Below are 22,355 nucleotides of genomic sequence, written 5' to 3' on the forward strand. Positions count from 1 at the left end.
CTGCTATTTATTCAAAGTATAGCTTGATTATAGCTTAATTTCGTAGAAACCCTGAGAATTTGCACGACCAAAAAAACTGGCGGCTTGTTTGATCTCTGTGGGAAGCGTGGGATCGGGCTTAAACTTACCGTTTACTTGATAACTTCCATCAATACCGACTGTGATATTGGCATCTAAATTGAGTATATTTTGCTCATCAATGTTTATTGTATACTGGCCGTTGTTGCAGTTTAAATTAGCGTCAAAGCTTCCCAACTGCGTGACTTTTCCATTATCAGCAATAGAGGCATTTTGCCAGCCACCTACTCCGAGTAAATGAAGACAGCTAGGGTCGGCTTGCAAGCTTTGAATGTTTACTCTGACCCTTCCCTCAGCGGTAATAAATACGGGCAGTTTAACTTGAGCTAATATACTTTTAACCGGAATAAACGTTTGCATATCTTGTAGGCTAATATTTTGAAAATTAACCAAACTGACACTCGCTCTGCCTGAAACGTATGCTTGTTCCATGTCTCTTATGGCGCCACCCTTCACATCAATAGTGGCTTTTAACAATAGCAGGTGAAGCGGAGATAAATGCCAATTGACATCATTAACAACTATCCCGTTGAATGATACCTTAGCTGCGGAGCCAGAAAATACCGTTCCTTTCGGCTCAGCAATGCTAATTTGTGCATTGCTAGCTTGATGAATCAGAGAGGTGATAAGGCTTGCCGGTGCATAGACAATTAAGCCCAGCACATACAAAATCACACCGAATACTATCCACTGCCAGATTTTCACTAGCTTGCTCCAAGCTGGAGGCGTCTAACCTGAACAATGCCAGGACTGTCAGTTTCACTGATGTCCGACTGAACAATACTCACGCCACGCTTTTCCAATGATTCTAACCAGCGCATCAGGCTAGTAAAGGGAACAGCGTCTATCCATACTTGGATGTCATCGCCTTGTGGTTGCATTCTTGATACTGATACATTGGCACCACGGGAGGTTTGATTGATCACTTGTGTTAGTGAACCACTGAAACGCACTGATTGTCCGACTTGCTGTAGGCGTTGTGCTCTTGCAGCTCGCTCTTGCACCCAAGTATTCAAGGCCTTAACACGCGTCACTTGGGCTTTATTTTCTTCGATTGCAGCGTTTAATGGCGACCATATAGCCAAGTAAAAAATCGTCACAATCCCGACTATCCCACCAAAGGTGACGATGCGTTTTTCTCTATCAGAAAGGCCTTTAAACCATTGAAAAATAAAATTCATGTATATTATTCCTTAGCCTTTAACGACAATGACACCAACAACTTGGTCACCGCGATTGTTGATGGCTCCTTGGTCTACTTGTAGGCCTAAATTTTGCACTTCGCGCCGAAATTGTTCGAGTGATTCAAAATTGCTCGCTACCGATTGCATCCGCAGTTCTGTGCGAGAACTGTCAAAGCGAAGGGTTTGAGGCGTAACGCCAGACTGACTAAATGCCTCTGTCATCTGTGACAACATAGCTAACATACTCGCACCGCCACCTGTGCCTTCAAGACGCTGCACCTCTTGTTCAACCAGTCGTTTTACGATGGACAATCTCACCCGTTGTATGTTCGGAAATGCGTCTCTTACTGTTTGCGTAATTTGTTGTTCTATTTGCGCTCTTTCACGTTTTAACTGATTTAGCTCAATCGCTTTGCTGGTCAAATTCACCGACAATGCCAACACAGCAAGTACCGCCGCTATGCGCCATTTTTCCCAAAGGGGATTAGATTTTGCTTTAACTGTAAATTCATTTTGCAGCAAGTTGAGTGCAGTGTTGCTAATTTGTTCGCGTAAGAGTTCAAGCGGTAGTTTATCAAAGTTGTATTCGATAGAGCTGGATGGCTCCTTGTCTGCAAGCTCACTAAACGCGAAAAAGCCGGAGGTTTCTTTTTGTAAAACTAAAGGCAGTAACCATGCTGCCTCGCCTTGCATGACCTCTCCATCATATGCTTTAACAAGCAGGTCATCGCCAACTTGCAGTAAGTTTATTTGGTTTTCTAATGGCTCTGGCAGTAGAGAGGCATCTGGCAGTATTTGTTGACAAAATAGTCCAGCGTTTTGCAGCGCTTGCTTCCAGAACCGCATTTTCTGTTTGCTAACAATAGCCACATACTGAGTATCACCCTCGCGTTTACCGAGTGCGACATGTTGTTCAGATACGTCGGAACAAATGTTTTCTTCCAACATGTAGGGGATAGCATTGAGAATTTTACGATTGGCGTTTTTGGGTAGGATCACTGAGGTCAGCAAGACATCGGCACTAGGCGCTAGCGCAATGACTGTCGCGTTTTCTGCATGCTCCTGCAAACTATTTAGTTGCGCAAGCCCTCCTTTTAACTCACCGGAGGCAATAATTTCAGATTCAGTGCTAGAATAAAGTAACCAATGCAAGGGCGATTGTTCATTACTGCCCAATCGAATCACAAGTTGTTGCATTTACTATATTCCTCCAAACTCTCTACTGATAACACGGATGGAAGTATTATCTTCATTTACTTTAAACACAGTAGCCATACTAAACTGAGCGCCGTTGTCGAAGCTACTTTGTGTATATAGTTTAAAGTAACGTGTCGTCACATCAAACCAATTTGCTTGTGAGGCACGTAAACTTAATGCACTGACTTCGGGTAAATCCAAAAAGTTTTGCCTATCTGCAAAACCGTCTTCGGGGCGCGACGAGATTATTTGGTTTGCTTCATCTACTGAAACGCCGAGCAAGGCCGCCAAGACTATAGCAGATTCTTCGCTTACTGTGTTGACATTAAGTTTGAAATTTCTCTCTGGGATCACACACACTTGTGGCAATAGTTCGCGTAACCAGCCTCGACGCAGCAGTTCGTCAACACCATTTATCAGCCTTAACTCAGAGGTATTTGCTAACATATCATTTGCAGCCGCATAAGGTTGGGGTAGGGACTCGTAATTGGCTGCTTCTGCACCAAAATCGGATTGAAAGTCGTCTGCGTCAATCCAGTCAATGAGTGAGTCTCTAACTGTGTCTACCGCTAGAGAGTCTTCGACATAATGAGACAGTAGAGTGTTGAGCGCATCTTTTGCTGCTTGAGTGAGACTAAAGCCAGCATCGCGAGAGGGGGTTTGATTTTGCTGGTTAGTAGTTTGATTGTTGTTTGGGTTGTTGTTTGCTTCACCCGTGTTCGCTTGGTTGTTAGTGGGCGCTGATCCAGCATCGACTTGGTTGGGATCGGCATCGGGCAACACCCCATTTAGATTGAAACAACTTTGCATATCAGTGATTTTTGCTTTTATCACACCACCGTCTACCGGATACTCAAAATCTTGCGCCCATGGCTGATTTAAATTGATATTGTCTGCGCTCAAGGACACAAGCTCTAAAAGCGACTGCTTGGCGAATTGCTCAGCGCCAAGGGCATACCAATATGCTTGGTTGTTATTTTTGATGTTGCTTGTTCGCGCGATGTTCAATTGCAAACGTGAGGTCATTTGCATCGCCAGTATGCTCACCAGTGCAACAATCAATAGTACGACGATGAGTGCGACGCCAGCTTGGCTTTTTGATTGTTTTCGGCAAGCTTTGTAATGTCGTTGCCTGAAACATGTGGAGTTGCTCATTACGGCGTGACCTGAAATAATCTTTCAACAGTCCCGTAAGCCTCAGTTTCCAAGCTTATCTTGATCGCGATTGGCAGGCTGTCTTTTTCTATGTCTTCAACAAACTCTAATTCGTTATTAGAATACTCAAACGCCGCTTCTATCTGAAAATCACTAATTCCAGAATACAAATTTCGCACCTTCGGCTCAGTACCAATCACAGAATCAACATGGTTAGTGTGCAAACGTTGCAACTGTTTATCTTGGAGTCGGTAAATAACCGCTTGCAGAGTGCTTCTTGGAAGCATGAGTTGTGGGTTGTGCCATCCGTTACGTACAAAGGCAATGGCGTCTTCATCGCTTTCAAACTCAAAGTTGCCTCCGCGTATTACATAGGTCGTTTCTTCCCCGGGTATTTTGGGGCTACGCGCGACCATTTGTAAAAAATCTCTCTCCATTACCAACATCGCGCGTTGAATGTCTTGTAAATCTTTAAGTGCCGCGCTTGAAGTGTCGTTACTATTTTTAACTGTTGTAAACACTGCACCAGCCGCCAGCGCGACAAAAGAAAAAATGGCAATAGCGATAATCAGTTCAATGAGCGTAAAGCCGCGCGCCACGCTAGGCTTAGTGCGACTGGTGTGCTTTCCAATCATTGTGACTCCTTGACCACAAATGTGGAAACAGAGGTAATTTGCCGTTTGCGCTCGCTGTCTTCAAATACTGCGACAGTGACTTGACTCAAGCCCTCAGTCGGCGTTTTATTCACCGTTTGTCGCCAATACCAAGTGCGGCCACTCATGACGCTCTCGCCTGACAAATTATTTTTGACTGGCCATTGTTGCTTACTCAACAAAACGGCTTCTGTCATTTGGTTGTTGGCAACCCACGTCGCGACCGTCATGTTTTTTAGTAAGCTGACAGAAGAAAGATGTTCACTGGCTGCTTTTACTATTGCTCCCCCTGCAAGCGCAAAAATCGCCACCGCCACCATGACTTCTAAAAGCGTAAAACCTTGATGCTTTTGTTTACTCGCTTGTATGCGTTTCATAGCAGTTCAGGCCCTATTTTAGTAATAGGAATGGTCTCTTCACCTTGTAGCGAAACATAAAACGGCGCTACGTTGTCGTCATAGCCTTCATAACTAAAGATCAACTCAAAGGGGGTGAGTTCGCCACTCGACAATATCAGTATTTGTGGGGGCGGCGGTGGGATATCTTCTTCATCGCCAATTTGGACGCTCTCATCACTGACACTGAGGTTTTCATCAAACAAGTCGCGGTCAAATAATGCATCTTCCTGTTCCCAAGGAAGATTGTCCAGATTGAGCTCAAGCTTAATATCTTCGGGGAGTTCTCGCAGGGCAAAGTATTTATTGTCTTGAATAGGTAGCCACTTGTCGTCTTTAAGCGAAACAAACTCATAGCTTTGGTCATCAAGGTCGATGCGCAAGCCCATTTGTAGTTGATTCAATACGGCAAAATCGCTGGCTAACTCAATTAATACTTGCAGTCTAGACGCTTCTTCATCGACCTCATCGCTGGCGTTGCTAGAGAAGCCTCGAAAACTCACCACCGAAACGATTAAACCTAGCAAAAATAATACGACTATGATTTCAAGCAGGGAAAATCCCGATTGCTTATGCAAGTTTTTGATAGACGGTTTTGTCTGCTTGAGTGTCATTTTTGATAATGAATTTAATTCATCGCATAAGTAGCTAGGCGAAACACCTAGCGGTATGGATATAAGCCTTATTGTAAATATTCGTTAATATTCCAGGTGCCAATATCATCCTCAGTGCCGTCAATCTGATCGGGACCAAAGGAGTAAATGTCAAACTTATCGACTTGCCCTGGGTTTAACAACACATAGTCATTCCCCCAAGGGTCAAGCGGTAAACGTCGGATAATACCATCTTCAGGATAGTTCTTGGGGATCGGATCGATGGTGGGAATAGACACCAATGCTTCTAAACCTTGCTCGGTAGTCGGCATGGTGTTTGTACGCAACTGGTACATTTCTAGAGAGTTCTCTAGTTGCTGAATATCTACAGCCGCTTTTTTTATTGAAGCGGCATCTTTATTACCTAATATCTGTGGAGCCACAACTGCTGCCATGATGCCGATAATAAATAATACGACCATGATTTCAATGAGAGAGAAACCAGATTGTGTGTGCAAAGTTCTGTTTCTAAATTTCATAAATTACCCGACAAGGTTGTTAAGAGCTAGTATTGGCAGAAGAATAGCCATTACAATAAATAAAACAATAGCCGCCATAGAAATAATCAACAAAGGCTCGAAGATTTTCAACGACATGTTGACGGTCGCTTCAAATTGCGTTTCCTGATTATCAGCTGCGCGTTTGAGCATTTGCTGCAGCTCACCGGACTTTTCTCCCGAAGCTATCATGTGCAACATCATCGGCGGAAAAATTTTGGTTTGCCCTAATGCTGCGCGTAAACTGCTGCCTTCTTTCACTTTACCGGCCGCTTCGCTGATCTGAATTTTTAAGTACTTGTTGGCAAGTACATCGCCCGATATTTTCATTGCTTCTAGTAAAGGCACGGCGCTGGCCGACAGTATACTTAATGTTTGAGCAAATCTTGCGGTATTAGTTCCGCGAGAAAGGCGACCAACGAATGGCAAATGCAAAATTCGTTTGTGCCATGCTATTTTTATATGCGGCAGTTTTAGCAATCGATTGAGTACAATGATGAGGATCAGCAGTAAAATACCTGCGTAAATCCCGTAGTCGCGTACTGCATCAGAAATCGCTATTAAGATTCTTGTCATTAAGGGAAGTGTTTGCTGCATATTGTCAAATTGCCCAACGATTTCTGGCACAACGACAGTGAGTAGCATAACAACGACACTGATCGCGACAAAAACCATGACCAATGGGTAGACCAAGGCCTGTGTAACTTGGCTGGCAGTTTGATGGCGCTTTTCTGTGTAGTCGGCTAAGCGACTCAATACTGTGTCTAGGTGCCCTGATTTTTCGCCTGCGGCTACCATCGCGCAATACAGTTCATCAAATACGTGTGGGAAATCAGCCAAAGCAACAGCAAAAGAATGCCCTTCAACGACTTTACTGCGCACGGCCATCATCATGTTTTTTTGGTGTGGCTTTTCGCATTGCTCGGCAACAGCAAGCAGTGTCTCTTCGATAGGCAGGGCTGCCTCGATTAGGGTCGCAATTTGGCGAGTAATTAAAGCCAAGTCGTTGACCGAAATACGGCGTTTAAAAAATGTAGAGAAGGATTTTTTCGAATTCTGTTTTTCGACAACAGTTTCGACTTCAAGGGGAATGAGTCCGCGCTCTCGCAATTGCTGGCGTACCTGTCTGGGCGTATCAGCTTCAATGACCCCGGACTGGTTTTTACCCTGAGGGTTAACGGCCTTGTATGCGAACGCTGCCATTATTCTTCTCGCGTCACTCGCAAGACTTCTTCAAGCGAAGTAATACCCGCCAATACTTTGTCTGTACCATCTTGGCGGATGGAAGGCGTAAACCCTCTGACATATTTTTCAATGGCTTGTTCACCACGGCTTTCGTGCATCATTTCTCTCACTGTCTCGTCAACGATGAGTTGTTCATGGATCCCTGTTCGACCTTTATACCCACTGTGTTTACATTCGGGGCACCCCACTGGGCTATAAATGGTGACGTCTTCGTTTGCTGACAGGCCAAGCGCTTCTCTTTCTTTTGCTGAAGGTTGATGGGCTTGTTTGCAATTGTCGCATAGCGTCCGTACCAGTCGTTGTGACAGTACAGAGAGTAAGCTAGACGAGAGTAAAAAGGGCTCAATGCCCATGTCCTCTAAGCGAGTAATAGCACCGGCAGCCGTATTGGTGTGCAGGGTGGACAGCACCAAGTGTCCAGTTAAACTGGCTTGTACAGCGATTTGTGCGGTTTCAATGTCGCGAATCTCACCAATCATCACGACATCGGGGTCTTGCCGAAGAATGGCTCGAAGACCTCTTGCAAACGTCATATCGACTTTAGGGTTGACTTGAGTCTGACCAATACCTGCAATGTCAAATTCGATTGGATCCTCGACGGTGAGAATATTTCGGTCTTTGGAATTAATTTCTGTTAAGCCCGCGTACAAGGTCGTACTTTTACCCGAGCCAGTGGGCCCCGTTACCAAGATTATGCCATGGGGTTTGCGGATTAAATTGGCAAAATGGTCTCGATTGGCCTCGGTCATCCCTAAGTCTTCGAGGTTTAAGCGTGCGTTGTTTTTGTCTAAAAGACGCATAACGACCCGTTCGCCATGGGATGATGGCATCGTAGACACACGCACATCGACCGCTCGCCCACCAATACGCAAACTAATGCGACCATCTTGGGGAACGCGCTTTTCTGCGATGTCTAGTTTTGCCATTACTTTGATTCTTGACACAAGCATCGACGCCATTTTTCGATGTGGCTTGAGAATTTCCCTGAGTACTCCGTCTACACGAAAACGAACAATGAGCTTGTTTTCGAAAGTTTCGATGTGAATATCCGAAGCGCCTTCTTTTATAGCCTCGCCTAACATGGCATTGATCAGCTTGATTATCGGCGCATCGTCTTCATTGTCGAGTAGATCTTCGGTATCAGGTAGATCTTCAGCCAAAGCGAATAAATCACTTTCATTGCCGAGGTCTTCCATTAGTTGTTGAGCCTGAGACGAATCGCGCTGGAACGACACGGTTAAGAGCTGTTCAAAAGCGCCTTCTTCTAGTTTTGATAGTGTAAACGTTGTGTCTAAAAATCGTCTGACTTCTGCTAAGGCTGCGAGCGAGGTTTGCGCGGTATAATGCAAGGTAAGCGGCTCTGTTGTGGGATCAGCAAGTACTTGGTTTCGCTTTGCAAAACTAAATGGGATTTGATACTTGCCAGCACTACTCTCTTCTTCGGGTGCTATATCTTCAACTTGCTCAAGTATTGTTGTGTTACTGTTTGCCTCGGCCTCATCATCCGGTAGCGCTACATGTTGTTGCCCCTTAGTCATTGCTAGTCCTCTTTGTCTTTCTCAAGCAAATACTCTTCAAAAGAAGGGGGCAAGGTCAATTTGTCATCCCATGCAGGCAAGTCCGGCCCTTGGCTGAAAGGCATTAAAGGAATGCCTTCTGACTGACGTTTAAGTTGTTCAGCTCGAATAAAGTTGTACTTTCTATGGCTAATTTCGTTCATTTTAATGCCATCTCGTACAATGATTGGGCGTAAAAAAACCATTAGGTTTCGTTTACGCTTAGTTGTACTCGTACTTTTAAACAAATGCCCGAGAACCGGGATGTCGCCCAGCAGAGGCACTTTTGATACGGATTCCTGTACGTCCTCGTCAATCAGTCCACCTAGGACGATGGTGCCGCCATCATCTACGATGACCGTGGTTTTTATTTCGCGTTTGTTAATCGTAATATCGACCGACGTCGCCCCACTAACACTGGATACTTCTTGCTCTATGGTGAGTTGTACTGCATCGCCTTCGTTAATTTGCGGTGTGACTTTGAGCTTTATACCCACTTCTTGCCTGTCAACCTGTTGGAATGGGTTGGCATTGTTAGAGCCGGTGGTTGAGCCGGTAATAATCGGTACATCCTGACCCACTATGAAGAAGGCTTCTTCGTTATCCATTGTGGTCAAGTGCGGCGTAGCCAATATGTTGGAGTTTGTATCACTACTCACTGCTTGAACGACCGCACCCCAACCGTTTTCGATGACACCTGCAATGAGTCCAGATGCGCCACCCAGTAAAGATGCTAATGGCTGTAAATTACCTTCGATGGTTTCTTCTGTTTCAACAGGTACCCCATTTGCAGAAGTAGTAGAGCGAGTAACGGTGCGATCTTCCGCTTGTCTTAACGCGACACCTAACCCCCCAACAGGCACAACACCATTGTTAAACTGTGTACCACCGCCACTTTCTGACACGAACTGCACGCCGAGTTGCACACCATCGCTTTCAAATACTTCAACAATAATTGCTTCTACCTGCACTTGTGCGCGACGAACATCCAATTGACGAATGACCGCTTCTAGCGAACGCATCATATCGGGTTCGGCAGTAATCACTAGGGCATTGCTGTCTTCGTGTGCATCTATGCTGACGTCGCGATTGCTGTTGCGAGTACTACGTCTTTGTTGTTGATTGTTTGATTGTCCTTCGGCCTGAATCGTCGAGCTGACACCTTGAAGAACATTGACTAAGTCCTCTGCCTTCGCGTAATTAAGGTATATGACTCGAGTATTGCCATTGGATTCTAACTCTTGATCCATGCGTTGTATCAAGTTAATCAATCGTTGACGTGCTTTTACATCGCCACTGACGATAACGCTATTGGTTCGATCATCTGCTACAAGGCGTGGTCCTGATTTCCCGCCAGCGGGTTGCTGTTTGCCTTGGTTTTGATTGATGCTCTCGATGATCCGCACCATTTCAGAGGCTGAGGCGTATTTCAGCTTGATGACGTCGACTTCTTCATCTCCCGCTTGGTCAACGCGTTTGATGATTTCAGACAGACGATTAACCACCGCTGCGCGTCCGGTTAGCATCATGACATTGGATGGCTCGTGTGCAACGACATTGCCGCCGCCTTGCACATCATTGAGTTGACGAAGAATCGGCGCAAGTTCACGAACGGGCACATTGTAAACTGGCAATACCCGCGTAATCATTTCGTCGCCATCAAAAAGTGCGCCTTCCACCACTGGAATGTTTGATGCCTTTGCATCTTTTGAGCGCACCACTTTTAGGATGCCATTCGGCATTTCAACCACAGCATAACCGTATACTTGCAGTACGTTTAAGAAAAATTGGTAATATTGCTCTTCGGTCATTAAGTCGTAACTGCGCACATTTATTTTACCGCGCACATTGGGATCGACGACGATGGTCTTTTTCAGATTCATCCCAATCGTGTTGATGAATTCGGTAATCTCGGTATTTTTAAAATTCGGTTGGTATTCATTTGCATCTGCAAACACGCTTGCTGATAATACCAACAACGCTAGTAAACTGCGTTTTGTCATAATTTTCCTACTGCCGGTTTTGGCTAGTTGCTTGTTACTTCTTCGTTGCTTCATATATCTCTGGGAATTTCTATTGAGAGGGATATAGGTTCGCCGCCTCTAAGCAACACTAAGTCGAGCTCTTCTGCTTCGCGTAAAATGCTCAGCGCTTCAAGTGCCTGTTGAGGATTGGACAAATCTCTTCCGTTTAGTTCGGTCAATACATCCCCATTTTTTAATCCCACACTATTAAAAAAGGCAGGTCTTTTGCCTGGCGCTACTTTATAACCAATAATACCAAGCTCGTTTCTTTCAGGTGTTAGGCGTATAAAATCAGCGAACGAGTCAGGGTTTTGAAATACTTGCTGACGTATTTCTTCGGCCTCTTGTCGAGAGACTTCTCTGGCAGGCTGCGGACCCACATTAGCATTTTCTTGGTTGTCTGTATTTGTTGCTTGTCGTGAGCGTTGTCGATTGGCTTCGTCAAAGTCGACACCTTCCATCATTAAGGTTTCGCGAGTCAAACGATTTTTTATGATGACGCGGTCGCTAAAAATTTCGACCAGCGTCACATTTGTGCCTTCTATTTTGTCGCCGATACCATATGTTTGCTGCGTATTTCTGTATGCGATTACCGCTACACCCTCTTCTGGATTGGAACTTGCGACAACGCCAGACAATACTAAATTAAGTTTTGTTTCGGGAGCTTCGGTAACTTGTTGTACTTCTTCTTTGGGTATAGAGCTCGGATCGCCAAACAAATTGAGAGAAAGCAGTTTTTGAAGGTTGGTTTTTGACGGTTGTGACCCTATATTTGGCGCATTGTTTGTTGGTGCCGGTTGCGAGGCGATTTCTGAGGCATTGTCCACGGGTAACAAAGCCCAAGTTAGTTTTGCCGCCCACATCAGCAGATACACACTTAATAGTAATACGATAATAAAAACCAGCTTAGTGTCATGGCGCTGATAAAATTGTTGTATTGGGGTTAAAAATTGCGCGTTAATAAGAGGTCTCGCTAGGCTTTAAGTGTCTATCAGTTTCAATGCGACATCATAGCTAGTCATGGGTCTATGAACAATAGCTTAATGGAATTGTTATTAAACTTTAACATCTGTTGTAGGATTTTTCGTCTATGTCTAGTCAAAAGCAAGCACAAAAACACGATACTGCCGCTCAACTCTCCGTCCGATTAGATAAATGGCTCTGGGCGGCACGATTTTGTAAAACACGAGCAATTGCTCGCGATTGGGTGCAAGCGGGAAAAGTGCATTATAATGGGCAGAGATCAAAACCCAGCAAATTGGTTGAAGTAGGGGCGACAGTGCGTATTCCTGCTGGTTTTGACCACAAAACGGTTATCATCTCTGGTTTGGCAGATAAACGCGTGAGTGCAAATTTAGCCCAAAACCTATACGACGAAACGCAGGAAAGCATCGATTTGCGAGAAAAAAACAAACAAGCGAGACAACTGAGCGTCTTTCACAGTCCGCGACCCGATAGTCGGCCAGACAAAAAGCAACGTCGACAAATTATTAAAATTAAGCATCAGGATTAAGTCATGAGCGATCAACTAACGAGATTTTTGTTTGACGAATATGCGATTCGTGGAGAAATCGTAAAACTGAAAAATTCTTATCAAACGATTCTGTCTTCGTACAATTACCCCCCAGCCATTGAAAAGTTATTGGGTGAACTAATGGCGGCGACGACACTACTGAGTGCTACCCTAAAGTTTGAAGGTGAAATTTCTCTGCAAATCCAAAGCGAAGGGATTGTAAAGTACGCAGTAATTAATGGGACACACGATCAAAAACTCCGCGGCGTAGCGCGCTGGGATGAGTCAATATCGGCGTTTCCAGAAAAATTCAGCGACTTATTTACCAAAGGTATTTTGGCAATCACCATTACGCCGGAAGAAGGAGAGCGATATCAAGGTATTGTGGGTCTGGAGGGCGAAAGCCTTGCTAAATGCCTTGAAGACTATTTTTATCAGTCTGAACAGCTACCAACCAGCGTGCAATTATTTGCTAGTGCGGAGCAAACGGTATGTGCAAGTGGCTTTTTGTTGCAAGTGTTACCGCAATCCAGCGAAACCTCGCAAGCAAGCGATAATCCTGATTTTGAACATATTCAAACACTTGCAAATACCCTCACTCAAGAAGAACTAAATACACTTGAGGAGACTGAAATCTTGCATCGACTTTATCACGAAGAGGCAGTTAGGTTGTTGGATACAACACCTGTAACGTTTGAATGCGACTGTTCAAAACAGCGCAGCGCTCATGCTTTGCGCAATGTCGCGAAGCAAGAGTTATTGGCTATTGTGGCTGAAGAGGGTAGTGTTAAAATGAATTGTCAGTTTTGCCATACTGAATACCTGTTTGATACGGTCGATATTGAGCATATTCATTCAGATAACTTTAGCTCGAATAGTTTTGATGTAGCTGTTGCAGGCGCTAAACACTGAGGTAAATTGGACGCCACGCTTGCAGCTAAGACCAATGCCCCTAGTGTTCGCTGTCATTCACGTTTTTTTGTGGCGTATAAAAGACGGGTAGCGTAAAGCCTGCCTCTAGGCCACCGTCTTCATGGTTTGAAAACTCCATTTGCCCACCATGACTTTCGACGATGCGTTTTGTAATCGACAAGCCTAAGCCAGATCCTTGAGTGCCTCTGGCTTTATCGCCTTGTTGAAAAGGGTTGAAAAGGCTTTGTATCTGGGTTTCCTCAATGCCGCTACCATAGTCTCTCACTGCGATATAAACCGAGCGTGAACGCTGAGAATATCGTGTTTTTATTAGGATATTGCTGCTGCCATATCGAAACGCATTTTCAATGAGGTTATCAATAACCCTTTTAATACCTACGACCCGAATCCGAATGATCGGAATATCACGTAGATCCAGTTCTATATGTTTGTCTTCATGAATTTTTCTGGCGTCGGTGAGTTCGTGAACTAAATCGTTGATAAGTGTGGGGGTGAGCTTTTCTTCCTGATCTTGTCGAGCGTAGTCTATAAACTGGTCGATGATGGCGTTCATGTCTTCTATGTCGTGTTCAATCCCTTCTTTTATCCAATCTTGTTCTTCGGGTAACATTTCAGCTGAGAGACGAATGCGTGTGAGTGGCGTGCGAAGGTCATGAGAAATACCAGCCGTCATCAAAACGCGATCAGCTTCAAGTTGCCTAATGTTGGCCGACATCTTATTGAAAGCTTGAGTTACCGCAATCATTTCTGAACTGCCTTGTGCAGGTAAGGGTTCAGGAAAGCTGCCATGACCGACTTTAACGGCCGCTTTTTGTAGGGCTTGTAAAGGTTTATTCAAACGACGTACATACCACCATCCACCAAATACACTGAGCCCACCGATTACAATAAAATACATGCTCAATGGCGACATGTCGTTTTCAGAGATACCGTCCAATGGCACAGAAATCCATAAGTTTTCGTCTTCTGATGGCTGTATCCATACTATGTAGTTTTCGCCCGGTTTAACGCGGATTTCTACATTTCTGTTTAAACGTTTCGATACCTCTTGAGACATGTATTCATAATATGTCGCATTGTTTACGCCCGCATGCATCGCACTAATTTTATCGTGAAACTTGACGCCTGTGAGCACCTGCAAACGGCCTTTCTCTTCTTCACTTAGGGTATCGTTGCCGCTGATAAATAAGGTGGATAGTTGATTGGATACCAAGGTGTTGATTTGTGTGTAACTGGGATTGATAAAGTAATAAGTAACAGACAAGTAAGACACTAGCTGATTGATGAGCAACAAACCGCCGATAAGAAGTGCGGTTTGCGCAAATGTGCTTTTTGGGATAAAGGGCATTGACTATGCCTAGCTGGCACTTTCACCGTCGGGAACGAATACGTAACCCAATCCCCACACTGTTTGAATATAACGGGGATTAGTGGGGTCTTCTTCTAACATTCGGCGCAGCCTGGATACTTGTACATCTATGCTCCTTTCTAATGCACTGTAATCCCTGCCTCGCGCTAAATTCATTAGCTTGTCACGAGACAAAGGCTCTCTGGGGTGGGTGACTAAGGACTTAAGTACTGCAAACTCGCCGCTTGTTAAAGACATCGACTTGTCGCCGTCTTTCATTTCGCGCGTAGCTAGGTTTAATGAATAACTACCAAAGGTGACCACTTGCTCTGCTTGAGAGGGGGCGCCTGGGGCTTCAGTTGTTTTACGCCGCAAAACAGCTTTTACCCGCGCCAATAGTTCACGAGGATTGAATGGTTTAGGTAAGTAATCGTCAGCGCCCATTTCTAGGCCGATAATACGGTCAACTTCGTCGCCTTTGGCTGTTAGCATGACGATAGGAATTTCATTCTCTTGTTGGCGTAAGCGGCGGCAAATAGACAAGCCGTCTTCATCTGGCAGCATGAGATCCAGCACAATTAAGTGAAAATTTTCGCGCTCAAGTAAGCGATCCATTTGCTCACTGTTAGCTGCACTTCGCACTTGGTACCCTTGTTCTTGGAGGTATCGCTCCAATAAAGCTCGTAAGCGCATATCGTCGTCAACGACTAAAATTTTTGTTGTTTCTTGTCTCATGGGTTGTGGTCTAACTCAACTACGACGCAATTATCACTTTACTATATTGTAGGGTGCATTTTAAGCCAAGTGTCGCTTTGTTTCATTTTGTTTCAGGCTTTTCTAAACTAGTATTAATGCTCGGAAACTAATTGTCAGCAACCCAATCGACTTGGTAACCGGCGCGACGCTGCTTGTCCATGAGTTCTTCGATGAGTGGCGTAAGGATGAGCTCCATCGCTAAGCCCATCTTGCCACCAGGCACTACAAGGGTGTTAATGCGAGACATAAACGCACCGTCGATCATTTGTAGTAAGTAGGGAAAATTAATGTTCGTCATACCACGACGAAAACGGACTACTACAAAGCTTTCGTCTTGTGAGGGAATTTCTCTGGCGCTGAAAGGGTTGGATGTGTCGACGGTGGGTACTCGTTGAAAATTAATGTGTGTGCGAGAAAATTGCGGAGTAATGTATTGAAAATAGTCATCTAGACTTCGCACTATACTGCTCATTACCGCATCTCTGGAATGCCCTCGGTCAGTAGTATCTCTAACAATTTTTTGAATCCACTCCAAATTAACAATAGGCACCATCCCTACCAACAAATCTACGTGTGATGCGACATCATTTTCTTCGGTAGTGACGCCACCGTGCAAACCTTCATAAAAAAGCAGGTCGGTGCTTTCTGGTAGATCCTGCCAAGGCGTGAACGTGCCGGGCATTTGATTGAATGGCACGGCCTCATCAAAGGTATGTAAGTATTGTCGAAATTGCCCTCTACCTGATTCACCGTATGTTTTGAAAAGTGTTTCTAACAACTCAAAATCATTTGCTTTTGGGCCAAAATAACTAATGTGCTTGCCCTGCTCCTGCGCTTTGCGAATTTCGACTTCCATTTCAGGGCGCGTAAACCGGTGGAAACTATCACCACCTACACTCGCAGCATTTATATCCAAATTTCTAAAAATATGGCGAATTGCATTAGTAGTCGTTGTCGTACCGGCACCAGACGAACCAGTGATAGCGATAATTGGGTGTTTAACAGACATGGCAAAAAGTAACTTTTTAACTATTTATAAAGTGCAGTGACTACTGGGTCAAGTTATTTATAAATTATGTTTTTGTATGCTCATAGTGGGATTACACTTAAAAGTTCTCCCTCTTTTGTCGCGAAATTTATTTTTCACGGATGAAAAATTAAAGCGTATATGGATATACTCGTAGTGTTTTTGCGACAAAAGAGGGAGAACTTTTAAGTGTAATCCTACCATGAACATGCCTGACTATTTGGATGGAAAGAAGCTTGAAGGTGGCACTGGGTGCCACCGCTGGGTCAGCTATAGTTTCTGGAATTTCAGTGTCATGCGGTCGCTTTCGCCGATGGCCAGATATTTGGCTCGGTCTTTTTCCCCCAATGACAATGAAGGCGGCAATGTCCACACGCCTTTTTCGTAGTCCTTGGTATCCATAGGGTTAAAGTTAACAGGGCTCTCACCGACCAATTTAAAGCCCGCCTTTTCAGCGGCTGCGATAACAACAGATTGCTTCATGTAACCACTACTTTTTTGCATAGCATCATCTGCATCTTCGGGTAACTTGTGTTCCACTAAGCCTAATATTCCGCCTTTTTTGAGTGCTTTCGCATACGCTGCAAAGGCATTGTCGAGTCCTTGTTGTTCGCCATCCATGTACCAGTTGTGCACATTGCGGAAGGTTAATACGCGATCCAAACTACCTGCGGGAGCAAAGTCTGGTGCTTTGTTATGGTGAAAAGCAGTAATTTTTGTGTTTGAAAAGTCTGGGTTTGCTGCCGTCTTTTCTTTGAAGGCTTTTAAAGTGCGGGCGTAGTATTCGTGTGCACCTTCGTAGACATAATTATGCGCGGCATAAAATGTCCCTTTTTCTTTTAGGAGCGGCGCTAGTATATGACTGTACCAACCGCCACCTGGTGAAATTTCAGCTACCGCCATGTGCGGTTGTACATCGAAAAAGCGTAAAGTTGCTTGAGGGTTGCGATATTCATCACGCAAACGTTGTTCAACAGGGCGGTGCTCACTGTTGACGGCGTCCGCTATGGCGTCAGCATTTGCGTAATTTGAAGTCGTTAGGACTATGCTTAGAGCGGATAGGCTCATGGCTGTTTTTAATACTTGTTTTAACATGGCTTTTCTCTTTTTTTATGTTGGTTGTCTTCCTGTAAGTTCTAGCGTACAACAAACAAGGCCATCTAGGCGCAAATTATTTTAGCGCAGATAAGATGTCCCTATCTTTTGTGCTGCAGTTAGCATGGTAAGGGAGAATTGTTTTACTTGTCTATTCTTGTTAAAGCGCAAACACAATTGACATTACCTAAGCTAGTAACATAAGACAGGGTGTTGAATAAAAAAATTTCAGTATGCTCAAATTTGTAAAATTACATGTTACTTCATATATTTATGTTGCTTTATTTAACAGTAATAAGCTTAATCGCAGCCGGTAAAACTTGTTTATTGATGCAAAAGAGTTGTTTAGATAGCTTATTAGTTGAATTTAAGAAACCATACTATAGCTGAGTTACATGTTTCAGAAATGCGAGTAAACTAAATGTGTGTTTTAACATCGGTTTAGTTTTAAGGAGTCAGTGTTTTTTGCTGAAAAGCTATCCAGAAAAGAAAGACAAATCCAAATACAAGGAGAGAGTAAAGAATGAAGATATTACATGTTGTTGCAATCCTTTTTGTCAGCTTGACATATATTTCACATAGTTTCGCTCAAAGTGAAGAGAGCGCTACCGAACGTGTTGAAGTTATAGGGAAAAAGCCAAAACAGTTTTATTTGAAAGAGTATAAAAGGTTACAAAGAAACTTTATTGCTTCTTATAATGACTTAGTTAGCGATAGAGAAATGCAAATTGTGTGTGAAATGGAGGCAAGAACCGGATCACGCGTTAAAAATCAAAAATGTCAACCAAGGTTTGTGTCCAGTATTATGGCTGAAGAGACATCTCGTCTGCTTGCGATGGGGCGGAGCCATGCTCAAGCCTCAAATCTAGGTGAGAGTACGGTGGTCAAAAAAAGGGTTCTTGAAAAGTTTAATGAATTTCAAAAATTGAATAGCAAACTAATGCAAAAGCATCCAGATTTGGCGGAAACATACAATTCGATGACAAAAGCATTGTCTAAATATGAAGAGATAAAAACAGTTAACAAAGAGTGATGGCGGTGTTGGATAAAGATGTCATAACTCTCAGCTCATTTAACAGTGTATCCCGCGCGGATGCGCAAATCTTGATACTTGGGTCTATGCCAGGAAAAGCTTCACTAGAACAAGCGCAATACTACGCGCATCCTAGAAATGCTTTTTGGTCAATCATGGGGCAACTACTGGGTTTTCCGACAAGCCTTGATTATAAAACTCGTCTGCAAATGTTGATAGATAAGCGTGTTGCCTTGTGGGATGTCATGAAACATTGTGAACGTCACTCAAGCCTTGATTCTGATATTGTTGAATCGTCGGTTGTAGCTAATGACTTTCATGAATTTTTAACGCAACACAAGGCAATACAGCTGATTGCGTTGAATGGGAAAAAAGCGGAGCAAAGTTTTCATCGATATGTGTGGCGGGATCTAGCGGGTATGTTTTCAAACATTGAGGTTGTCGGCTTGCCCTCAACGAGCCCCGCAAATGCCAGAATGACTTTGCAGGAAAAGACGGACTATTGGGCTAAGCATGTAAACATCCCCGATGAACGGGGATGATGGCTATATGCTGTACTGACAAAAAAGCATTAACAGTCAGTTAGCTTTGTAAACTAGGTGTTTTCTCTCGCAATCGCTCGGTAGGCAATATCTGTTCGATTAAACATACCTTCCCATGATATTTGCGATACGGCTTCATACGCGCGTTGTTGTGCTTTTGTTACATTGTCACCTAGGCTTGTGACACAAAGCACGCGTCCACCCGTGGTGAGTAAGTCATCACCTACTTTCTCGGTTGCGGCATGGAACACTTTTGTGTGTTCTGCGTCAATGTTATCTAGGCCAGAAATGGCCTTTTGAGTTTCGTAAGCGCCAGGGTATCCACCTGAGGCGAGCACCACACCCACTGCGGCTCTCGGATCAAAGGTAATCTCACACTCATCGAGCTTGCCTTCACAAGCTTTGACGCAAAGTTCGGCTAAGTCTGATTGCATACGCATCATGATGGGTTGTGTTTCTGGGTCACCACAGCGGCAATTGTACTCTATGACCTTGGGGTTTCCGTCGCTATCTATCATCAAACCTGCATACAAGAAACCTTTGTAAGGATTGCCTTCTTTTGCCATGCCTTCCATTGTTGGTAAGATAACTTGCTGCATGATTTTGTCATGGACTTCAGGCGTGACAACAGGTGCCGGAGAATATGCACCCATCCCCCCAGTGTTGGGGCCTTCGTCATTATCAAAGGCGCGTTTGTGATCTTGGCTGGTTGCCAATGGCAGCACGTTTTTGCCGTCACATAAGACGATAAAGCTAGCTTCTTCGCCGTCTAAAAACTCTTCGATAACGACTCGACTACCTGCGTCACCAAATTTATTGTCGGATAACATATCGGTCACAGCATCGATCGCGGTTTGCTCGTCCATTGCAACAATGACACCTTTACCTGCGGCTAAGCCATCGGCTTTTACTACAATAGGCGCGCCTTGCTCTTTGATATAAGCTATGGCTTCATCAATCACTTCAAAGGTTTTGTAGTAGCCGGTAGGAATGTCATAGCGAGCTAAAAAGTCTTTAGTGTATGACTTTGAGGTTTCTAATTGCGCTGCTGCTTGTGTTGGACCAAAAATCAGTTTTCCGTTGGCTTCAAAAAAATCTACCACACCTTTCGATAAGGGGGCTTCGGGTCCAACAATGGTGAGATCGATGGACAAACGATTGACTTCATTTAGCAAGGCTTCTTTGTCATCTTCTTTGATAGCTAAACGTGTAATTTTTGCTTCTAGATCCATTCCAGCATTGCCGTCTGCTACATAGACGGCTTCTACGTTCTCAGATTTTGCCACTTGGTATGCCAAAGCGTGTTCACGGCCACCACGTCCAAGTACTAGTACTTTCATAAGCGTATTCCCATTCTTTATTCGTGCAAATTAGTGTTTAAAGTGGCGCATGCCAGTAAATACCATTGCGATACCATGCTCGTTAGCTGCGGCAATGACTTCATCGTCTCGCATAGAACCACCTGGTTGAATAATGGCTTTAATGCCCGCTTCCGCCGCCGCGTCTATACCGTCTCTGAATGGGAAGAAAGCATCAGATGCCATCACACATCCCTCGACAACCAAGTTTTCGTCTTTGGCTTTGATGCCGGCAATTTTAGCGGAATACACTCGACTCATTTGTCCGGCGCCTACGCCAACTGTCTTACCGTCTTTAGCATAAACAATTGCATTTGATTTTACGTACTTGGCGACTTTCCAAGTGAACAATAAGTCTTTTAGTTGCGCGTCCGTTGGAGCAAGCTCTGAAACAACGCTTAGGTCTTCCATTTCAACCATGCCAAAATCTCGGTCTTGCACTAACATACCGCCGTTCACACGTTTAAAATCAAAACCCTCTGTCAGTTGACCTTGCCAGTCACCACAGCTAAGTACACGTACGTTTTGTTTAGCACTGAGCACTTGTGCTGCTTCTGCATCGACAGTAGGGGCAATAATGACTTCTACAAACTGACGAGCAATGATTTCACTTGCAGTTTTTGCATCAAGTGCTTGGTTGAACGCAATAATGCCGCCAAACGCCGATGTTGGATCTGTTTTAAACGCGTGATCGTAGGCGTCTAAAATATTGTCAGCGACGGCAACACCACAAGGGTTAGCGTGTTTGACAATGACACAAGCGGGTTGTGTGAATTCTTTTACGCACTCAAGCGCGGCATCAGTATCGGCTATGTTGTTAAAAGATAGCGCTTTACCTTGCAACTGAACCGCGGTTGAAACAGAAGCTTCTTGAATGTCGTTTTCAACATAAAACGCAGCGCTTTGATGACTGTTCTCACCATAACGAAGGTCTTGTTTTTTCTGCATTTGAACGTTGATTGTACGTGGAAATTGCGATGTTTCACTTTGTTCATCGTCAGACGCTTGGTTTACCATAGTACCGAAGTGGTTTGCGATCATGCCATCGTATTGTGCGGTGTGTTCAAAGGCCTTAATCGCCAGATCAAAACGCGATGCATGGGATACTTGGCCTTGGTTTGCTTGCATCTCAGCGATGACTTTGCTGTAGTCGTCTGGGTTAACAATAATGGTGACGTCTTTGTGGTTTTTAGCTGCAGCTCGCACCATAGTGGGACCGCCGATATCGATGTTTTCAATGGCATCTTCAAGGCTACAGTCTTCTTTTGCAACAGTCAGTGCAAAGGGATATAAATTAACCACGACCATATCAATAGCCAGTATTTCATGTCTTTCCATCACATTTGCGTCGATATCCCTGCGACCCAAAATGCCCCCATGCACTTTAGGGTGAAGTGTTTTTACGCGTCCGTCCATGATTTCGGGATGTCCGGTATATTCACTTACGTCTTTTACTTGGATCCCTTCCTTTCTCAGAAGACTGGCAGTGCCGCCAGTAGATAGTAGTTCGACACCCATGCTGTCTAAGAACTTCGCTAGGTCTGTGATGTTTGTTTTATCAGAAACGCTGAGTAGCGCGCGCTTGATAGATGTGTTTTGTTGCATAGCTAATATGGCCTATTAGTTTGATACTGTTTGTTTGCAATCTTACCCTGAAGTTCTGTCGTATACTTTTTAGTTATGCTCAGAATGTTGTAACAAAATTGACTAGTTGAATCTGTATAATTTTTGCATTTGGTACGATAAATAGTACATATAAAAAGAGCGCAAAAAGCGCTCTCATTATTGTGTTGTCAATTAACCTAAACCGTACATTTTAAGTTTTTTGCGTAAAGTACCACGGTTGATTCCCATCAGGTTAGCAGCACGGGTCTGATTGCCACGTGTATAAGTCATCACTTCCTCTAACAAAGGCGCTTCTATTTCAGCCAGTACAAGCTCATATAAGTTGTCAATATCTTGGTTGTTTAGCTCTTTAAGATATTTGTTTACGGCTTGCTTTACTGAAGAACGCAAGGGCTTTTGTGCTTGTGCTTGCGTCGGTGTCGTTACCGTTGTAGTGAAAGGTGATGTTAAATTCTGATCGAACATAAATGCTGCTCTCTGTAATGTA

23 protein-coding genes are annotated in these 22,355 nt (G+C 44.1%); 4 read left to right on the top strand and 19 right to left on the bottom strand.

Annotated features, from left to right (window positions below; translation table 11 throughout):
* Positions 1–27: 27 nt before the first annotated feature.
* From ACFOHL_RS13475 to gspC, 12 genes are all read right to left on the bottom strand, one after another.
* Entirely contained in the window at positions 28–783 is a 756-nt protein-coding gene (locus ACFOHL_RS13475) for a type II secretion system protein N (protein ID WP_376920756.1), read from the bottom strand.
* The gene (gene gspM, locus ACFOHL_RS13480; RefSeq protein WP_376920757.1) at positions 783–1,259 is read right to left on the bottom strand and encodes a type II secretion system protein GspM; all 477 of its coding nucleotides are present in this window, start codon (positions 1,257–1,259) and stop codon (positions 783–785) included. Before gspM ends, ACFOHL_RS13475 begins: the two co-directional genes overlap by 1 nt.
* A 12-nt stretch (positions 1,260–1,271) precedes the next feature.
* Entirely contained in the window at positions 1,272–2,459 is a 1,188-nt protein-coding gene (gene gspL / locus ACFOHL_RS13485) for a type II secretion system protein GspL (protein WP_376920758.1), read from the bottom strand.
* 3 nt (positions 2,460–2,462) lie between these two features.
* Positions 2,463–3,614: a type II secretion system minor pseudopilin GspK gene (gene gspK / locus ACFOHL_RS13490; RefSeq protein ID WP_376920759.1), complete on the bottom strand. Its 1,152-nt coding sequence runs from the start codon at positions 3,612–3,614 to the stop codon at positions 2,463–2,465.
* The gene (gene gspJ / locus ACFOHL_RS13495) at positions 3,614–4,249 is read right to left on the bottom strand and encodes a type II secretion system minor pseudopilin GspJ (protein ID WP_376920760.1); all 636 of its coding nucleotides are present in this window, start codon (positions 4,247–4,249) and stop codon (positions 3,614–3,616) included. The genes gspK and gspJ overlap by 1 nt, the downstream gene beginning before the upstream one ends.
* The gene (gspI, locus tag ACFOHL_RS13500; RefSeq protein WP_376920761.1) at positions 4,246–4,644 is read right to left on the bottom strand and encodes a type II secretion system minor pseudopilin GspI; all 399 of its coding nucleotides are present in this window, start codon (positions 4,642–4,644) and stop codon (positions 4,246–4,248) included. The genes gspJ and gspI overlap by 4 nt, the downstream gene beginning before the upstream one ends.
* Positions 4,641–5,276, bottom strand: a complete 636-nt coding sequence (gene gspH, locus ACFOHL_RS13505; protein WP_376920762.1) for a type II secretion system minor pseudopilin GspH — start codon at positions 5,274–5,276, stop codon at positions 4,641–4,643. Before gspH ends, gspI begins: the two co-directional genes overlap by 4 nt.
* A gap of 68 nt (positions 5,277–5,344) precedes the next feature.
* Positions 5,345–5,794 carry a type II secretion system major pseudopilin GspG gene (gene gspG / locus ACFOHL_RS13510; protein ID WP_376920763.1) on the bottom strand — a complete coding sequence of 150 codons (450 nt, stop codon included), beginning with the start codon at positions 5,792–5,794 and terminating at the stop codon, positions 5,345–5,347.
* A 3-nt stretch (positions 5,795–5,797) separates the two neighbouring features.
* Positions 5,798–7,015, bottom strand: a complete 1,218-nt coding sequence (gene gspF / locus ACFOHL_RS13515) for a type II secretion system inner membrane protein GspF (RefSeq protein WP_376920764.1) — start codon at positions 7,013–7,015, stop codon at positions 5,798–5,800.
* On the bottom strand, positions 7,015–8,595 hold the full coding sequence (gene gspE, locus ACFOHL_RS13520) for a type II secretion system ATPase GspE (protein WP_376920765.1): 1,581 nt from the start codon (positions 8,593–8,595) through the stop codon (positions 7,015–7,017). The genes gspF and gspE overlap by 1 nt, the downstream gene beginning before the upstream one ends.
* A 2-nt stretch (positions 8,596–8,597) precedes the next feature.
* Positions 8,598–10,616 carry a type II secretion system secretin GspD gene (gene gspD, locus ACFOHL_RS13525; protein ID WP_376920766.1) on the bottom strand — a complete coding sequence of 673 codons (2,019 nt, stop codon included), beginning with the start codon at positions 10,614–10,616 and terminating at the stop codon, positions 8,598–8,600.
* A 50-nt stretch (positions 10,617–10,666) separates the two neighbouring features.
* A complete protein-coding gene (gene gspC / locus ACFOHL_RS13530) occupies positions 10,667–11,599 on the bottom strand; it encodes a type II secretion system protein GspC (RefSeq protein WP_376920932.1) in 933 nt (310 codons plus the stop codon).
* Between the two features lie 128 nt (positions 11,600–11,727).
* Between gspC and hslR the strand changes: the two genes are divergently transcribed.
* Entirely contained in the window at positions 11,728–12,150 is a 423-nt protein-coding gene (hslR, locus tag ACFOHL_RS13535) for a ribosome-associated heat shock protein Hsp15 (RefSeq protein WP_376920767.1), read from the top strand.
* 3 nt (positions 12,151–12,153) lie between these two features.
* Complete coding sequence (gene hslO / locus ACFOHL_RS13540; protein ID WP_376920768.1) at positions 12,154–13,062, top strand: Hsp33 family molecular chaperone HslO; 909 nt, start codon at positions 12,154–12,156, stop codon at positions 13,060–13,062.
* Between the two features lie 40 nt (positions 13,063–13,102).
* Here the strand turns inward: hslO and envZ are convergent, their stop codons facing one another.
* The 4 genes from envZ to ACFOHL_RS13560 all read right to left on the bottom strand — a co-directional run bounded on the left by envZ (position 13,103) and on the right by ACFOHL_RS13560 (position 17,309).
* Complete coding sequence (gene envZ / locus ACFOHL_RS13545; RefSeq protein WP_376920769.1) at positions 13,103–14,431, bottom strand: two-component system sensor histidine kinase EnvZ; 1,329 nt, start codon at positions 14,429–14,431, stop codon at positions 13,103–13,105.
* A gap of 9 nt (positions 14,432–14,440) precedes the next feature.
* Positions 14,441–15,166 carry an osmolarity response regulator transcription factor OmpR gene (gene ompR, locus ACFOHL_RS13550; RefSeq protein ID WP_376920770.1) on the bottom strand — a complete coding sequence of 242 codons (726 nt, stop codon included), beginning with the start codon at positions 15,164–15,166 and terminating at the stop codon, positions 14,441–14,443.
* Between the two features lie 127 nt (positions 15,167–15,293).
* Positions 15,294–16,196, bottom strand: coding sequence for a phosphoribulokinase (locus tag ACFOHL_RS13555; protein WP_376920771.1), 903 nt, complete (start codon positions 16,194–16,196; stop codon positions 15,294–15,296).
* A gap of 288 nt (positions 16,197–16,484) precedes the next feature.
* On the bottom strand, positions 16,485–17,309 hold the full coding sequence (locus tag ACFOHL_RS13560) for a class I SAM-dependent methyltransferase (protein ID WP_376920772.1): 825 nt from the start codon (positions 17,307–17,309) through the stop codon (positions 16,485–16,487).
* A gap of 523 nt (positions 17,310–17,832) precedes the next feature.
* Here ACFOHL_RS13560 and ACFOHL_RS13565 point away from each other — a divergent pair.
* Together ACFOHL_RS13565 and ACFOHL_RS13570 are read left to right on the top strand one after the other, a co-directional pair.
* Positions 17,833–18,342 carry a hypothetical protein gene (locus tag ACFOHL_RS13565; protein ID WP_376920773.1) on the top strand — a complete coding sequence of 170 codons (510 nt, stop codon included), beginning with the start codon at positions 17,833–17,835 and terminating at the stop codon, positions 18,340–18,342.
* Positions 18,342–18,884, top strand: a complete 543-nt coding sequence (locus ACFOHL_RS13570) for a DNA-deoxyinosine glycosylase (protein WP_376920774.1) — start codon at positions 18,342–18,344, stop codon at positions 18,882–18,884. The genes ACFOHL_RS13565 and ACFOHL_RS13570 overlap by 1 nt, the downstream gene beginning before the upstream one ends.
* 53 nt (positions 18,885–18,937) lie before the next feature.
* Here the strand turns inward: ACFOHL_RS13570 and purD are convergent, their stop codons facing one another.
* The 3 genes from purD to fis all read right to left on the bottom strand — a co-directional run bounded on the left by purD (position 18,938) and on the right by fis (position 22,333).
* Entirely contained in the window at positions 18,938–20,224 is a 1,287-nt protein-coding gene (purD, locus tag ACFOHL_RS13575) for a phosphoribosylamine--glycine ligase (RefSeq protein WP_376920775.1), read from the bottom strand.
* 30 nt (positions 20,225–20,254) lie between these two features.
* Entirely contained in the window at positions 20,255–21,847 is a 1,593-nt protein-coding gene (gene purH, locus ACFOHL_RS13580; protein WP_376920776.1) for a bifunctional phosphoribosylaminoimidazolecarboxamide formyltransferase/IMP cyclohydrolase, read from the bottom strand.
* A gap of 192 nt (positions 21,848–22,039) precedes the next feature.
* The gene (gene fis / locus ACFOHL_RS13585) at positions 22,040–22,333 is read right to left on the bottom strand and encodes a DNA-binding transcriptional regulator Fis (RefSeq protein ID WP_284217825.1); all 294 of its coding nucleotides are present in this window, start codon (positions 22,331–22,333) and stop codon (positions 22,040–22,042) included.
* Positions 22,334–22,355 lie beyond the last annotated feature (22 nt).

This window comes from Agaribacter flavus, from assembly GCF_042646125.1.
Lineage (GTDB): Bacteria > Pseudomonadota > Gammaproteobacteria > Enterobacterales > Alteromonadaceae > Glaciecola > Glaciecola flavus.

What these genes read in the sequence shown, in the direction of transcription:
- gspM (WP_376920757.1), bottom strand. Translation starts at nt 1,259, where the DNA reads ATGAATTTTATTTTTCAATGGTTTAAAGGCCTTTCTGATAGAGAAAAA.
- fis (WP_284217825.1), bottom strand. Translation starts at nt 22,333, where the DNA reads ATGTTCGATCAGAATTTAACATCACCTTTCACTACAACGGTAACGACA.
- purH (WP_376920776.1), bottom strand. Translation starts at nt 21,847, where the DNA reads ATGCAACAAAACACATCTATCAAGCGCGCGCTACTCAGCGTTTCTGAT.
- purD (WP_376920775.1), bottom strand. Translation starts at nt 20,224, where the DNA reads ATGAAAGTACTAGTACTTGGACGTGGTGGCCGTGAACACGCTTTGGCA.
- ompR (WP_376920770.1), bottom strand. Translation starts at nt 15,166, where the DNA reads ATGAGACAAGAAACAACAAAAATTTTAGTCGTTGACGACGATATGCGC.
- gspE (WP_376920765.1), bottom strand. Translation starts at nt 8,595, where the DNA reads ATGACTAAGGGGCAACAACATGTAGCGCTACCGGATGATGAGGCCGAG.
- gspH (WP_376920762.1), bottom strand. Translation starts at nt 5,276, where the DNA reads ATGACACTCAAGCAGACAAAACCGTCTATCAAAAACTTGCATAAGCAA.
- ACFOHL_RS13560 (WP_376920772.1), bottom strand. Translation starts at nt 17,309, where the DNA reads ATGTTAAAACAAGTATTAAAAACAGCCATGAGCCTATCCGCTCTAAGC.
- hslO (WP_376920768.1), top strand. Translation starts at nt 12,154, where the DNA reads ATGAGCGATCAACTAACGAGATTTTTGTTTGACGAATATGCGATTCGT.
- ACFOHL_RS13555 (WP_376920771.1), bottom strand. Translation starts at nt 16,196, where the DNA reads ATGTCTGTTAAACACCCAATTATCGCTATCACTGGTTCGTCTGGTGCC.
- ACFOHL_RS13565 (WP_376920773.1), top strand. Translation starts at nt 17,833, where the DNA reads ATGAAGATATTACATGTTGTTGCAATCCTTTTTGTCAGCTTGACATAT.
- gspG (WP_376920763.1), bottom strand. Translation starts at nt 5,794, where the DNA reads ATGAAATTTAGAAACAGAACTTTGCACACACAATCTGGTTTCTCTCTC.
- ACFOHL_RS13570 (WP_376920774.1), top strand. Translation starts at nt 18,342, where the DNA reads ATGGCGGTGTTGGATAAAGATGTCATAACTCTCAGCTCATTTAACAGT.
- gspD (WP_376920766.1), bottom strand. Translation starts at nt 10,616, where the DNA reads ATGACAAAACGCAGTTTACTAGCGTTGTTGGTATTATCAGCAAGCGTG.
- gspK (WP_376920759.1), bottom strand. Translation starts at nt 3,614, where the DNA reads ATGAGCAACTCCACATGTTTCAGGCAACGACATTACAAAGCTTGCCGA.
- gspJ (WP_376920760.1), bottom strand. Translation starts at nt 4,249, where the DNA reads ATGATTGGAAAGCACACCAGTCGCACTAAGCCTAGCGTGGCGCGCGGC.
- hslR (WP_376920767.1), top strand. Translation starts at nt 11,728, where the DNA reads ATGTCTAGTCAAAAGCAAGCACAAAAACACGATACTGCCGCTCAACTC.
- gspI (WP_376920761.1), bottom strand. Translation starts at nt 4,644, where the DNA reads ATGAAACGCATACAAGCGAGTAAACAAAAGCATCAAGGTTTTACGCTT.
- gspL (WP_376920758.1), bottom strand. Translation starts at nt 2,459, where the DNA reads ATGCAACAACTTGTGATTCGATTGGGCAGTAATGAACAATCGCCCTTG.
- envZ (WP_376920769.1), bottom strand. Translation starts at nt 14,431, where the DNA reads ATGCCCTTTATCCCAAAAAGCACATTTGCGCAAACCGCACTTCTTATC.
- gspF (WP_376920764.1), bottom strand. Translation starts at nt 7,015, where the DNA reads ATGGCAGCGTTCGCATACAAGGCCGTTAACCCTCAGGGTAAAAACCAG.